This window comes from Pseudomonas sp. GW822-FHT02E03 (assembly GCF_058802325.1).
The window spans coordinates 12,681-27,113 of record NZ_JBXAOA010000045.1; the positions used below are offsets into that span (position 1 = coordinate 12,681).

The 14,433-nt window shown below is 59.0% G+C and carries 11 protein-coding genes; 4 read left to right on the plus strand and 7 right to left on the minus strand.

The features are described 5' to 3' along the window. Positions 1 to 299: 299 nt before the first annotated feature. From clpB to rluD, 3 genes are all read right to left on the minus strand, one after another. Entirely contained in the window at positions 300 to 2,864 is a 2,565-nt protein-coding gene (gene clpB, locus AC1RQB_RS23835) for an ATP-dependent chaperone ClpB (RefSeq protein WP_008068434.1), read from the minus strand. Positions 2,865 to 2,993: 129 nt separating this feature from the next. Continuing rightward, the gene (pgeF, locus tag AC1RQB_RS23840; protein WP_063342490.1) at positions 2,994 to 3,719 is read right to left on the minus strand and encodes a peptidoglycan editing factor PgeF; all 726 of its coding nucleotides are present in this window, start codon (positions 3,717 to 3,719) and stop codon (positions 2,994 to 2,996) included. Then, positions 3,716 to 4,678: a 23S rRNA pseudouridine(1911/1915/1917) synthase RluD gene (gene rluD, locus AC1RQB_RS23845; RefSeq protein WP_007901932.1), complete on the minus strand. Its 963-nt coding sequence runs from the start codon at positions 4,676 to 4,678 to the stop codon at positions 3,716 to 3,718. The genes pgeF and rluD overlap by 4 nt, the downstream gene beginning before the upstream one ends. A 151-nt stretch (positions 4,679 to 4,829) precedes the next feature. Between rluD and AC1RQB_RS23850 the strand changes: the two genes are divergently transcribed. From AC1RQB_RS23850 to AC1RQB_RS23865, 4 genes are all read left to right on the plus strand, one after another. Next, positions 4,830 to 5,852 (plus strand): outer membrane protein assembly factor BamD, encoded by a 1,023-nt coding sequence (locus AC1RQB_RS23850; RefSeq protein WP_008068432.1) that lies wholly within the window; start codon positions 4,830 to 4,832, stop codon positions 5,850 to 5,852. Between the two features lie 136 nt (positions 5,853 to 5,988). Beyond that, positions 5,989 to 6,222 carry a PP0621 family protein gene (locus tag AC1RQB_RS23855; protein WP_007901926.1) on the plus strand — a complete coding sequence of 78 codons (234 nt, stop codon included), beginning with the start codon at positions 5,989 to 5,991 and terminating at the stop codon, positions 6,220 to 6,222. Next, on the plus strand, positions 6,212 to 7,798 hold the full coding sequence (locus tag AC1RQB_RS23860; RefSeq protein WP_063342489.1) for a sensor histidine kinase: 1,587 nt from the start codon (positions 6,212 to 6,214) through the stop codon (positions 7,796 to 7,798). Before AC1RQB_RS23855 ends, AC1RQB_RS23860 begins: the two co-directional genes overlap by 11 nt. Next, positions 7,795 to 9,141, plus strand: a complete 1,347-nt coding sequence (locus AC1RQB_RS23865; protein WP_063342488.1) for a sigma-54-dependent transcriptional regulator — start codon at positions 7,795 to 7,797, stop codon at positions 9,139 to 9,141. Before AC1RQB_RS23860 ends, AC1RQB_RS23865 begins: the two co-directional genes overlap by 4 nt. A gap of 128 nt (positions 9,142 to 9,269) precedes the next feature. Here the strand turns inward: AC1RQB_RS23865 and thiO are convergent, their stop codons facing one another. Genes thiO through AC1RQB_RS23885 form a run of 4 tightly spaced genes read right to left on the minus strand, consistent with a single transcriptional unit; the run spans position 9,270 to position 14,431 of the window. Further along, positions 9,270 to 10,370, minus strand: a complete 1,101-nt coding sequence (gene thiO / locus AC1RQB_RS23870) for a glycine oxidase ThiO (protein ID WP_063342487.1) — start codon at positions 10,368 to 10,370, stop codon at positions 9,270 to 9,272. A 56-nt stretch (positions 10,371 to 10,426) separates the two neighbouring features. After that, on the minus strand, positions 10,427 to 10,828 hold the full coding sequence (locus tag AC1RQB_RS23875; RefSeq protein WP_063342486.1) for a type IV pilin protein: 402 nt from the start codon (positions 10,826 to 10,828) through the stop codon (positions 10,427 to 10,429). Between the two features lie 14 nt (positions 10,829 to 10,842). Further along, on the minus strand, positions 10,843 to 13,965 hold the full coding sequence (locus tag AC1RQB_RS23880) for a pilus assembly protein (RefSeq protein WP_063342485.1): 3,123 nt from the start codon (positions 13,963 to 13,965) through the stop codon (positions 10,843 to 10,845). Beyond that, complete coding sequence (locus tag AC1RQB_RS23885; protein WP_207267403.1) at positions 13,952 to 14,431, minus strand: pilus assembly PilX family protein; 480 nt, start codon at positions 14,429 to 14,431, stop codon at positions 13,952 to 13,954. The genes AC1RQB_RS23880 and AC1RQB_RS23885 overlap by 14 nt, the downstream gene beginning before the upstream one ends. Positions 14,432 to 14,433: the final 2 nt, after the last annotated feature.

A 14,433-nucleotide genomic window follows, 5' to 3' on the forward strand; every position in this document is an offset into this window, starting at 1 on the left:
CTACACATTTCAATTTACAACTTTGAAGCTTTACTGCGTTCTCTTCGACCCGTTCGCATCGCTGCGTTCGTGTGTCTGAGGCGCGCTATTCTACAATCTTCAGCACCTCTGTCAACCCCCTAAATTGCTTTCAAGTTAATGATTTGCAACTTATTTTGGATTCCAGCTTGGGGAGCGGAAACCCTGGCGGGTGACTGACTGCGGGGCGCACTTTACAAGCCTTTTCCTTTGAGTTCAACAGCCTGGCGAAAAAAAGGCCTCGCGATGCGAGGCCTCTTTCAATTTGCTGCCGGCGGGAATCAGACGAAAACGATTTCGTCGTTTTCCACGGTGCCCTTGGCCGTCTCGCCTGGCATGTATCGACCCGACAGAATCAGCTGTGCCAACGGGTTCTCGATCCAGCGCTGGATCGCCCGTTTGAGCGGTCGTGCGCCATAGACCGGGTCGTAACCGACGGCGATCAACTTATCCATCGCTTCCGGGCTCAGCTCAAGCTTCAGCTCGCGCTCGGTCAGGCGGCTACGCAGACGACCCAACTGGATCTCGGTAATGCCGGCGATCTGATCCCGAGCCAGCGGCTCGAAAATCACCACTTCGTCGACCCGGTTGATGAACTCCGGCCGGAAGTGCGTGGAAATCGCATCCATCACCGCAGCCCGCTGCGCTTCGCGATCCCCTACCAGCTCCTGGATCTGCACCGATCCGAGGTTGGAGGTCATGACAATCACGGTATTCTTGAAATCCACCGTGCGGCCATGGCTGTCGGTCAAACGGCCATCTTCAAGCACTTGCAGCAAAATGTTGAACACGTCCGGGTGGGCCTTCTCGACCTCGTCCAGGAGGATCACCGAATAAGGCTTGCGACGCACCGCCTCGGTCAGGTAACCGCCCTCTTCATAGCCCACGTAGCCCGGTGGCGCACCGATCAGTCGAGCCACGGAATGTTTCTCCATGAACTCGGACATGTCGATCCGCACCATCGCCTCTTCGGTATCGAACAGGAATTCGGCCAGCGCCTTGCACAGCTCGGTTTTGCCGACACCGGTCGGGCCGAGGAACATGAACGAACCGCTCGGGCGATTCGGGTCGGACAACCCGGCGCGGGAACGCCGCACCGCGTTGGAGACAGCGATCACCGCTTCGTCCTGACCGATCACACGCTGGTGCAACAGGCTTTCCATCTTCATCAGTTTTTCGCGCTCGCCCTCGAGCATTTTCGCCACGGGGATGCCGGTCCACTTCGACACGACTTCAGCGATCTCTTCTTCAGTCACCTTGCTGCGCAGCAACTGGTTTTCGCTTTTGCCGTGCTGGTCGACCATTTGCAGGCTGCGCTCCAGGTCCGGGATCACCCCGTATTGCAGCTCGGCCATGCGGTTCAGGTCGCCTTTACGGCGTGCGGCTTCCAGTTCCTGGCGGGATTGTTCGATTTTCTGCTGGATCTGCGCCGAACCCTGGACTTCGGCTTTTTCCGAGTTCCAGATTTCTTCGAGATCCGAGTATTCGCGCTCGTGACGGGTGATTTCTTCCTGCAGTTTTTCCAGACGTTTCTTTGCCGCGTCGTCGCTTTCTTTCTTCAGCGCCTGGGACTCCACCTTCAGCTGAATCAGGCGACGCTCCAGGCGGTCCAGCACTTCCGGCTTGGAGTCGATCTCCATGCGGATGCGGCTGGCGGCTTCGTCGATCAGGTCGATGGCTTTGTCCGGCAGCTGGCGGTCGGTGATGTAGCGATGACTGAGTTTGGCCGCGGCGATGATCGCGCCGTCGGTGATCGCCACCTTGTGGTGAACCTCGTAACGCTCTTTCAGGCCGCGCAGGATGGCGATGGTGTCTTCTTCGCTTGGCTCATCCACCAGGACTTTCTGGAAGCGTCGCTCGAGCGCTGCGTCCTTTTCTATATATTGGCGGTACTCGTTGAGCGTGGTCGCGCCGACGCAGTGCAGTTCACCACGAGCCAATGCAGGCTTGAGCATGTTGCCGGCGTCCATCGAGCCTTCGCCCTTGCCGGCGCCGACCATGGTGTGCAGTTCGTCGATGAACAGAATGATCTGCCCTTCCTGCTTCGACAGTTCATTGAGCAAGGATTTGAGGCGTTCTTCGAACTCGCCGCGGTATTTGGCACCGGCAATCAGCGCCCCCATGTCCAGAGACAACAGACGCTTGCCTCTCAGGCCATCCGGCACTTCGCCATTGATGATGCGCTGGGCCAGGCCTTCGGCGATGGCGGTTTTACCCACGCCAGGCTCACCGATCAGCACCGGGTTGTTCTTGGTGCGGCGCTGCAGGACCTGAATGGTGCGGCGAATTTCGTCGTCACGGCCGATCACTGGATCGAGCTTGCCTTCTTCGGCGCGCTTGGTCAGGTCGATGGTGTATTTGTCCAGCGCCTGGCGTGATTCTTCGTGGTTGGCGTCATTGACTGCCTCACCGCCGCGCAGGTTGTTGATCGCATTTTCCAGGGCTTTTTTGCTCACGCCCTGGCCCAGCAACAATTTGCCGAGCTTGCTGTTCTCGTCCATGGCGGCGAGCAGCACCAGTTCGCTGGAGATGAATTGGTCGCCCTTCTGCTGGGCCAGGCGATCGGCCTGATTAAGCAGACGCGCTAGATCCTGCGACATGTTCACGTCGCCAGTCGGGTTCTGGATTTTTGGCAGCTGATCTAGGGCTTTGGTCAGCTCTTTACGCAAGCTGTTGACGTCAAAACCCACCTGCATCAGCAGCGGTTTGATCGAACCACCCTGCTGTTCAAGCATGGCCTGCATCAAATGCGCCGGCTCAATGGCCGGATGATCGAGGCCGACGGCCAGGGATTGGGCGTCGGACAAGGCTAACTGCAACTTGCTGGTTAAACGGTCTATACGCATGGGTCACCTTCCTTTTGAGCAGGCCGGACCTATAAACATCCTGAATGAAGAAACCTGCCAGATACCGCTATAGATGCGGTCGATTCTGGGAGATTCAAGCGTCGTGATGTTGATGCAGATCAGAGAAGTCTAGCGTTCAAGCCAGACCAAGGAGGCAAACCGGCCGGTGCGTGGACTGCGGCGGTAAGAAAAGAAGCGTGGATCGGTCACGGTGCATAAACCGCCACCATAAACAGCGGTAACCCCGCGAGCGGCCAGACGTAAACGCGCCAGCTCATAGATGTCGGCCATGAACTTGCCGGCATTCTGGCTCGGCACAAAGGCTTTGGCGGCTTCAGGCAATTGCTGGACGAAGGTATCGCGTACTTCCGGGCCGACTTCAAAGGCTTGTGGGCCAATGGCCGGGCCAAGCCAGACCAGCACGTCTTCAGGCGGCACGGCCAGACTGTCGAGGGTCGCCTCCAGCACACCCGCCGCCAACCCGCGCCAACCGGCATGGGCGGCAGCGACGCGGGTGCCGGCGCGGTCGCAGAACAGTGCTGGCAGGCAATCAGCGGTCATCGCCGCGCAGGCGATACCGGGTGTTGCCGTCCAGCTGGCATCGGCAGTGGCTACCAGGCCTGGATCCGCGTGGGCCACGACAATGCCGTGAACCTGCTTTAACCAGGCTGGTTGAATAGAGAAATGATCGGTAAGGCGACGGCGGTTTTCGGCGACAGCTTCGGGGTTGTCGTCGACATGATCGCCGAGGTTGAGGCTGTCGAACGGCGCCAGACTGACGCCGCCCGCACGGGTGGTAACGCAGGCTTTCACCCCGGCAGGCGCAGGCCAGTCGGGAATCAGCCAGTCACTCATCCGATGAACGCCTCGCGGTCTTGCTTGAGCAGCGACAGCAACCAGACGAAGTCATCCGGCAGAGGCGATTCCCAGCTCATGCGTTTACCGGTGGTCGGATGATCCAGCTCCAGGAAGCGCGCATGCAGCGCCTGACGCGGGAAATTTTTCAGGGATTCGACCATGGTCACACTGGCGGCCGGCGGAATTCGGAAACGACCGCCATAGGCAGGGTCTCCGACCAACGGGTAGTTGATGTGCGCCATGTGCACGCGAATCTGGTGTGTACGACCGGTTTCCAGCTTCACCCGCACGTGCGTGTGGGAACGGAAACGCTCGAGCACGCGGTAATGGCTGACGGCTTGCTTGCCACCTTCCATCACGGCCATGCGCTGGCGTTGCTGGCCATGGCGACCGATCGGCGCGTTGATCTTGCCGCCGGCTGTCACGACACCGATCACGATGCACTCATAGATCCGGCTTACGCTACGGCTCTGCAATTGCGTGACAAGCTGTGTCTGCGCCTGAATGGTCTTGGCCACCACCATCAAACCGGTGGTGTCCTTGTCCAGGCGATGCACGATACCGGCGCGGGGCACATTGATGATGTCCGGCACGTGGTGCAGCAAAGCGTTGAGCAAGGTGCCGTCGGCGTGGCCGGCAGCCGGATGCACCACCAGGCCCGCAGGCTTGTTGATCACCAGGATGTCGTCGTCTTCATAGACGATGTCCAGCTCGATGTCTTGAGCGATCCATTCGCCCTGAGCTTCCTGCTCGGCAGTCAGTTCAAGAATGGCGCCACCGTGAACGATGTCTCGCGGGCGGATAACCGCCCCATCCACAGTCAGGCGGCCGTCTTTGATCCAGGCGGAAAGGCGCGAGCGCGAGTGCTCAGCGAATAATTGTGCGGCGACTTGATCGAGGCGTTGGCCGCCCAATTCGGACGGCACCTCTGCGCGAAGTTCAATTTTATCGGACATGCTCAGACTAGGCGTCGGCACAGCCTTTGGTTTCGGCTGCGCGCTTGTGGTTAAATACGGCGTCTTTTGCCCCGAGGCTTTTCAACGGGGCACTCATCATAACAGGACGGCCCCGCCCAAGACAGCGGCCGTCATAGGGACGCAAGCCGCCATGCAAGTGAAACACCTGCTGCTGATCGCCATCCTCGCATTGACCGCTGCTTGCTCATCGAAGGAAGTCGTAGACGAAAACCTGAGCGAAGTCGAGCTGTACCAGCAGGCTCAGCACGATCTGGACAACAATAGCTACACCGCCGCCACAGCCAAGCTGAAGGCCCTGGAGTCACGTTATCCGTTCGGTCGCTACGCCGATCAGGCTCAACTCGAGCTCATCTACGCCAACTATAAGAACACCGAGCCTGAGGCTGCGAAATCCGCCGCCGAGCGTTTCATTCGCCTGCACCCGCAGCACCCGAATGTCGATTACGCCTACTACCTCAAGGGTTTGACTTCTTTCGACCAGGACGTCGGCCTGCTGGCGCGCTTCCTGCCGCTGGACATGACCAAGCGTGACCCGGGCGCCGCTCGCGACTCCTACAACGAGTTCGCCCAGCTGACCAGCCGCTTCCCGAACAGCCGCTACTCGCCGGACGCCAAGCAGCGCATGATCTACCTGCGCAACCTGCTGGCTTCCTACGAGATTCACGTTGCCGACTATTACCTGACCCGTCAGGCCTATGTCGCCGCCGCGAACCGTGGTCGCTACGTGGTGGAAAACTTCCAGGAAACACCTTCGGTCGGTGACGGCCTGGCAGTGATGACTGAAGCCTACCAGCGTCTGCACCTGGACGAACTGGCCGCAACCAGCCTCGAAACCCTGAAGCTCAACTACCCGAACCACCCAAGCCTGGTGGACGGTCAGTTCGTGCCCTCGAAGGACGAAGCCGACAACCGTTCGTGGCTGAGCAAGGCCACCCTGGGCCTGATCGAATCCCGTCCGCCGCTGCCACCGGGTGAAACCCGCGCCAACCAGGACGTGCAGAGGCAGTTCCAGGACGCCAAGGACTCGATTCCGAACGAACTCAAGCCAAAAGATGAAAACGGCGATGTGATCGAAGAAGAGCAGCACGAGTCTGAAGCCAACAACGCCGACCGCTCGTGGTTCAGCTACATGACCTTCGGCGTGTTCGACTGACGCTGAGTGTTGTGCCGAGAAGGCGCCTTTCGAGGCGCCTTTTTTATTACCGGATTTCAGGGGTGAGCGTATTGCGCTGTGCGACCGACCCGTCCTTGGCTAAACTGCCAATTCACTACTCAAAAAGCAGCTCACCATGCTTCGTTTATTATTCTGGATCGCACTGATTGCCGCTGCGGTATGGCTCTGGCGCAAGTTCAAGGCCCCGGTTTCGGGCGCCAACACGCCGCGAGAGCAAGATGCTCCGCCCATGGTCCGTTGCGCTCATTGCGGCGTACATCTGCCCCGCGACCGCGCGCTGAGCCTTCAACAACAGTGGTATTGCAGCCAGGCTCACCTTGAGCAAGGCCCGGGTTCCAGTGATCGCTGAGACGTCCAGTCCCGGCAACAAACAGGCCCAGCGACTGCTGCGCCTCTATCACCTCTACCGTTTAAGCATCGGCATCACCTTGGTGCTGTTGATCTCCAGCAATATGGACAGCCAGTTGCTGACGTTTGCCAATGACGACTTGCTGCGCAACGGCAGCTGGTTGTACCTGGTGCTGAATATCCTGCTGGTGGTCTTTCTGGAGAACACCCGTCGCCCGGCGCAGTTGTTCGGCCTGGCGCTGGTCGATGTCCTGCTGCTATGCGGTCTGTTCTATGCCGCTGGCGGCATGCCCAGCGCCATCGGCAACCTGTTGATCGTGTCAGTGGTCATCAGCAATACCCTGCTGCGCGGGCGCATTGGCCTGCTGATTGCGGCTGTTGGCGCCCTCGGCATCGTGGGTTTGAGCTTCCTTCTGAGCTTCAGCCACCCCACCAGTCCCAATGATTACCTGCAAATCGGCACGCTCGGTGCTCTGTGCTTTGTCGCGGCATTGCTGGTGCAAGGCTTGATTCGAAGAGTTGAAGTCAGCGAAACCCTGGCCGAGCAGCGAGCCAGTGAAGTGCTCGGCCTCGAAGCCCTCAACGCACTGATCCTGCAACGTATGCGCACGGGCATTCTGGTGCTCGACGACCAACGGCGTGTGCAACTGGCCAATCACAGCGCCTTGACCTTGCTGGGGCAGGAAAAACTCGATGGCCAACTGATCGACGACCATTCGATGCCTTTGGTCGAGCGACTCCAACTTTGGTTCAACAATCCGACTTTGCGCCCGCAAAGCCTGAAAATCGCCAGCAATGGCCTGGAGCTGCAACCGAGCTTCATTGCCCTGGACCAAAGCCCGCACCACCAGACGCTGGTTTTTCTCGAAGACCTCGCCCAAATCGCCCAGCAGGCCCAGCAACTTAAACTCGCCGCCCTCGGCCGCCTGACTGCCGGTATTGCCCATGAAATCCGCAATCCACTGGGTGCCATTAGTCATGCCGCCCAGTTACTGCAGGAATCCGAGGAACTGAACGGCGCGGATCGGCGTCTGACACAGATTATTCAAGACCACTCTCAGCGAATGAATCGGGTAATCGAAAACGTCCTGCAACTGTCCCGTCGCCAGCAAACCGTGCCGCAACGGCTGGATTTGCGGCCATGGCTGGAGCACTTCGTGGCCGAAACCCGCGAGGGTGCGACCGAGCGTCAGCTAGTTCACCTGCGAATCGGTTCGGGGGACTTCACAACCCTGATGGATCCGAATCAGCTGACCCAGATTCTCGACAATCTGTTGCGCAACGCCTGGCGCCATAGTGCCCTGAACCATGATCAGGCGCAGGTCTGGCTCGAGTTGTTTATTGACCCGGACAGCCAGTTGCCTACCCTTGAAGTCCTGGACAATGGCCCCGGCGTGGCGCCGGACCAGCGCTCGCATTTGTTCGAACCGTTCTTCACCACCAGCAGCCAGGGCACTGGCCTGGGGCTTTATCTGTCCCGTGAGCTGTGCGAAAGCAATCAGGCCCGCCTAGACTTCAAACCACGCCAAGGCGGCTGCTTTCGCATCACTTTTGCTCACGGACGGAAACAAAGTTGAACATAAGCCCACGGCAAAAAATCCTGATCGTCGACGATGAGCCGGATATCCGCGAACTCCTGGAAATTACCCTGGGACGGATGAAACTCGATACCTTTAGTGCCCGCAACCTCGCAGAAGCGCAAGCTCTGCTGGCACGGGAGACATTCGACCTGTGCCTGACCGACATGCGCCTGCCCGACGGCACCGGTCTGGCACTGGTGCAGCATATCCAGCAGCGCTATGCGCAAGTGCCAGTGGCGATGATTACCGCCTACGGCAGCCTGGAAACGGCAATCAACGCCCTCAAGGCTGGCGCCTTCGATTTTCTGACCAAACCGGTCGACCTCACCCGTTTGCGCGAACTGGTCACCAGCGCCTTGAGTCTGCCGGCACCAGGCGGTGCCAGCAGCGTCATCGACCGTCGGCTACTGGGCGACTCCCTGCCAATGCGCAGTCTGCGCAAACAAATCGACAAACTGGCCCGCAGCCAGGCCCCGGTGTACATCAGCGGCGAGTCCGGCAGCGGCAAGGAGCTGGTCGCCCGACTGATCCACGACCAAGGCCCACGCGCCACCCGACCATTTGTGCCGGTGAACTGCGGAGCGATCCCTTCGGAATTGATGGAAAGCGAATTTTTCGGCCATCGCAAAGGCAGTTTCAGTGGTGCCATCGAAGACAAACCCGGGCTATTCCAGGCCGCCCATGGCGGCACTTTGTTCCTCGATGAAGTGGCAGACCTGCCACTGGCAATGCAGGTCAAACTTTTGCGGGCCATTCAAGAGAAAGCCGTGCGTAGCATCGGTGGACAGCAGGAAACCGTGGTGGATGTGCGCATTCTCTGCGCCACCCACAAAGACCTCGATACCGAAGTCGCCGCCGAACGCTTTCGCCAGGACTTGTACTACCGCCTTAATGTGATCGAATTGCGGGTACCGCCCTTGCGCGAACGCCGCGATGACATTGAGCTTCTGGCCAACAATATGCTCAAGCGACTGGCAACTGGCACTGGCCAACCCGCGGCAAAACTCCACCCGCAAGCCCTCGACGCACTGAAAAGCTATCGTTTTCCAGGAAACGTTCGGGAGTTGGAGAACATGCTTGAGCGGGCCCACACCTTGTGCGAGAACAAACAGATCGAAGCCAGCGACCTGCGGCTGGCCGAAGGCAACTGCAACCCGGATGGCGGCGTGCCGGACCTGACGCAGATCGACAACCTGGAAGCCTATCTGGAAAACGTCGAACGCAAACTCATCCTCCAGGCCCTGGAAGAAACCCGCTGGAACCGCACGGCAGCGGCTCAGCGGTTGAATCTGTCGTTTCGGTCGATGCGTTACAGGCTCAAGAAATTGGGGTTGGATTGAGGGCCTCTTCGCGGGCAAGCCTCGCTCCTACAGATTTGATGTCGTTCACAAACTTATTGATCGACTCAAACCTGTAGGAGGGAGGCTTGCCCGCGAAGGCGATCTGACCGACAACAAAAATCATGCGGTCAAATACGCCCGGCTGGGGCATACGGTGCCGGGTCGATAATCGGCGTCCGTCCCAACATCACATCCGCAAACAACTGACACGACGCCGGCGCCAGCACCAAGCCATTGCGGTAATGCCCGCAGTTGAGCCAGAGCCCGTCAAATCCCGGTACCCGGCCAATATAAGGAATCCCTTCCGGCGACCCCGGTCGCAACCCGGCCCAATGCCCCACCACTTCGGCTTCCGCCAGCGCCGGAATCAACTCCACCGCCGAGGCCTTCAGGCTTTCCAGCGCAGTGTCGGTCGGTGTCTTGTCAAAGCCTTCATGCTCCAGCGTACTGCCGATCAGAATGTGCCCATCACGCCGAGGAATGGCATAACGACCCTTGGCCAGAACCATGCTTGGGAGGAAGTCCGCCGCGCACTTGTAGAGAATCATCTGGCCTTTGACCGGTTCGACCGGCAGCTCCAGGCCCAGCTTTTTCAGCAAGTCACCGCTCCAGGCCCCTGCGGTCAAAACCACCTGATCACCCGCAATGGCCCCCATCGAAGTCTGTACCCCGACCACCGCAGCGCCCTCACGAATAAACCCGCTGACCTCGCACTGCTCATGAATTGTCACGTTCGGCCGCGCCAGCAAGGCTGCCTTGAGGGATTTCACCAACCGTGGATTGCGCACATTGGCCACATCGGCCATGTAGATCGCCCGCGAAAAACCAGCGCCCAATACCGGCACCGCATCATGTGCCGCAGAGATATCCACAGCCCGCAGCGGGCGGTTTTCCCGTTTGGCCCAGGCGAGCGCTTCGGCTTCGTCATCCAGGTCCAGCCAGTACAACCCGGTGGTGTGCACTTCAGGATCGACACCCGTGGCGGCGAACAGACGTTCCGCCAGCTGTGGATAAAAATCCTGGGACCAATGAGCCAGCGCAGTGACCGCCGGGCTGTAGCGCCACGGGTAGAGTGGCGAAACGATCCCGCCACCGGCCCAGGACGACTCCTGACCGACATTCGAGCGGTCCAGCAGCACGACGCTCTGTACTTCGGAGGCGAGATTGAACGCCGTCAGCAGGCCAATCACGCCGCCGCCGACAATCACCACTTGCTGTTGCCTGCTCATGTTCTGATCCAACCGTTCAATAGACAGAAGGCGCAAAGGGCGCCTGAAAAATAAACTCAGCGACCCCAGCAATCCTTGGTGGTCAGGCCGGACGTTGCATTGACCATGCCCCGAACGCCAGTATTGGTCAGCGTGAAATTACCGCACTTGTCGCTCGCCATGCTCGAACCGGCCTTGCGTGTTGCCGTCAGCAGGAAGGTCTGATCGGTCAGGGTCGGGGTGATGGTATAGAAATCATTGCCGGCGCTCAGACCGGTGGCATTGGTATAGACATTATTCTTCGAATAGAAGCGCTCCAGGATCTGTGCCTGCTCGGAAAGCAGACCAGCCACTTCAGTACGACGGCCCTTTTTTACATACTCGGTGAGGCTCGGATAGCCAATGGTGATGACGATCCCGATGATCGCAATCACGATCATGATTTCGATCAGGGTAAAACCTCGATTGGATCTGCGCATGCCTCAACTCTCACTTACTGTATTTGTCGCCACATGATGCGACGGCCGCTGCCGCCACCGGATTTTTCCACCAGAGTGGTCACGCCACCGCCGGAGTCGTTCACAATCTTGCGGGATGCGTCATTGACGACCGCATTCAGGGTCGGGATCCCACCAGTGAAGATCACCCCGCTGGAAATCGTGTCAGTGCTGTCGACCACCCCGTCAGCATTGGTGTCGAGCACCGCATAGTTGAGCATCTTACCGCTGAACGCATCGAGTTCGACCAGTTTGCCGGAGCCGAAGCCGGCACAGGGGTCAACGGTATCCATACTGGCCGTGGTAAAAACGATTCGCCCTGCCACGAGACTGGCCTGATTGATCACCCGCTCCCCCGTCAGTACGTTGTTGTAGACCAGCGGCAAGTACCAGCCTTTCTTTGCCGGGTAGGTCACCTCATTCTGGCTGGTGGTGATGAATTGCCCGCTGCTGCCAGAGAACACGCCGGTCACCGCCTGCGCCTGCAAGCTGGAAGTGGTGATTTGCCCCGCGCCACCCTCCGCATCCCATACCGCGTAGAACGCCTGCAGATCCTTATTGGTCTTGTCGGCGCTCTCATTGAGTTTGCCGGTGCCGAAAAACACTTGCTTGCCGCCCGATGCATGATCGGCGAGCAGCGGTTGTACCGTGATCGGCTGAGTCGCGCCGCCCGCGGTGGTGAACAACGGCTTGCCGGAAAACGCCACACCCCAGGTATCGGTGGTGGTGCCGCTCAAATCGAACTTCCACAACCGCCCTTTCAGGTCGCCCCCATAAGCGGCCTGCACCACATTCTGCGAGTTGACCCGCAGCTTCACCGACGACAGGCCGTTGGTGGTTTCTGTACTGTCGACCACGATTTTCTTGATCAGCGAGCCGTCGCGGATATCCACCACATAAAGTGCTGCCACCCCGGAGTTGCTGCCATAACCGTTGGAGATAAACGCGGCCCAGCGACCATCGGCCAAGCGTGCCACTTCGGGGCGCGCATAGGCATAACCCAGATCATTGAAAACGTTCGCCGTACTGGCTGTGGTCGGCGCACTGATTTCCCACAACGCGTTAATCACGTTACCGGCCGAGGCGTCGAACAGTTGCAGCGCATAGAAGGTTTTGCCGCCCGCCCCTGTTCCACCAATCGCCAGGGTTTTCCAGGCGCTGTCGAGTTGGGCATCGAACACGCCGACCTGACCGTCGACCAGATATTTGTGGCTCACACCGTTGATATAAGTGGGATCAGCGATGTAGCGCAATGATGGCAGCACGCTGGAAGGCATATAGCCGTAACGTCTGACACCGTTGGTCGAGTTGATGACGTTTACAAAACCGTCGTTGGCGTTCACCACCAGGCTGGCATTCATGTTGGCGGCTTTGGTAGCCAGATAGGTGCTGTAGGTAGTATCCCCTACCAGATCGGACGCGGTTTGGTCCGTGGGCGCGGCCAGTACGAGAGGCGAATTGATGATATCGCCGAGCAATACACTGCGCGTTCTCAACCCGGTTTTGTTGGTGCCCTTGCTCCACTCCACCAGATCGCTGCCGGTGATGCCGACGGGCAGCCCCAGGTTGAGGGAATCCTGCTGGACCGGGGAGAAGTTGCTGTAGGCCAGAGTGACAGCAGCTTTGGTCAGGGTATTCCAGGACTGGTAGGTCGGGACGGTAGCACCGGGCACGATGGTGGTGTCGGTCGTCCACAGCGCCGCGGCCGTGTTGACCGCGCCCGCCGAGGTGAAGCCAAAAGACTTGATGGTGCCGCGCCAGTCCTTGGGGTCGTAGGTGGTCTGGAAGTAGGCTGAGTTGCTGGTCAGGGTCGTGCCGCTGGTAACGCCGCTGCCACCTGATCCGGCCTTGGAGGTGATGTCGCTCAAAGCCGAAGAAAGTGCACTGTTCAGTCCCGTGCCATCAGTCGCCTGGTAGTATCGTCCCTGTCCGTAGGTCGCAGCGTCCGCCAACATCTGGTTTGCCGCGGTGAAACCCACGGTATAGGTATTCATGTTCTGCCGGGGGAAATCCACGGCATTCCAGCTTTTGCCCGTAGCATCGGTCCCCGTGGAGCGCATGTCGATGTCGAAGGCGAACTTGGCGATGTCATCCAGGAACAGGGTGTCGCCCTCGTTGTCGCCAAAACGGTTGGCGCCATCGTTACTGCTGATACCGTCCCAGTTCGGTAATGCGCCGTCACCGAGTGGGTCGTCAGTCGGAAAGGTATGGTCGTAGGTCGGCAAACCGCCAGTGATTACCACGCCGTAATTTCTCTGACAGCGATACTGAATCGGACTGGTATAGGTGGTGGGTGTCGAGTTGTTGTACGGCGTCATGCCACGGAAATAGCGGGTGACCTCGTAATAGGCTTCAGCCAGCGGCGTATTCGCCTGCGCGCTCAGTTCGTCGATTCCCGCGATCAATTCGTTGTAGTTGGCATCGGCCTGAGCCTGGGTCACGGTACCGCTGACCGCCGACAAATCACTGACCGAACGAACGATATAACCGCCGTCATTCTTATGGTTGCCGACCGCCAGGTTGAACGTCGACAGACCGATGCGCAGCGAGCGGTTGCTGGACACCAACGTCTTGGAAATGTTGCGCGCCACGTTCATGCGGTAATCATTTGGAATCGAACCATCGGTGAAATCCCGGTCGGAGTTGTTGGCCAGGCTGATCAGGTACGACAAGTATTTCGCCGAATAGAGCGTATCTTCGCGTCCCACCGGATCGGGAAGCTTCAGGCAAAGTGAATCCAGACCGAGAAGGCTGTTTTTATAAAAACCGTACCATCCATCCTTCGAACATGTCCCGTGAGTCAAACTCGACAGGGCAACATTGTTATCGGTCATGTCAAGCTCACGGCCTTTGTTGCACGAACCATTGGAGAGGCAAATAGTCACCGGGGTACGTGCGACCGTCGGATCGAAGCCTGCCGCCCAGATAATGCTGTTCATACTCTTCGAGTCGTCGAGCAATAGCATCACATTGGGCGCCACGGCGGCGGCGTTCAACAGCGGCGAATCCGAGGGCGTGAAGGCGTAAGTCGGCGCTGCCAGATAAAGGCTCAACGCCGCGCCGAAGAACAACTGCAACAACCAACGGCGCCAGCCTGTGCGGGCCTCAGTACTTCGCATAGATACTCTCCACCACACTGCGCGAATTGCCCGCGATGCCCACGGCGGTCACCCGGTACAGCGTTGCCGACGTGTTGCTCGGTACGTTCACGGCCGTCAGGGTGGTGCCGATGTTCTGCACCCCGTAAAAGCCGCTGCCGGAGGCGATCCAGGTCACCCCCGAGGTGGAGTTGAACCCGGCGGCGGTAATGACCGACGCTTCGGCCGGCGGCGCACATTGGCTGGTACCGCTGCAAACCGGTAATGAATAGGTATTCAACTGCACCGCGCTTTCGCCGATACGCAATGCCGCTTCCGCGCCCTGGAACGATTGGTTGCGCAGGATCACGCTGCCGGCCATTTTTTCCTGCAACGTAGCGCTCTGCATCGACGAAAGGCCAATCAATGTCAGCACCAGAAGAAACACCAGACTGACCAACAGTGCCATGCCACGTTGGGCGTGAGGGGTCATGGGAGAAATATTCATCG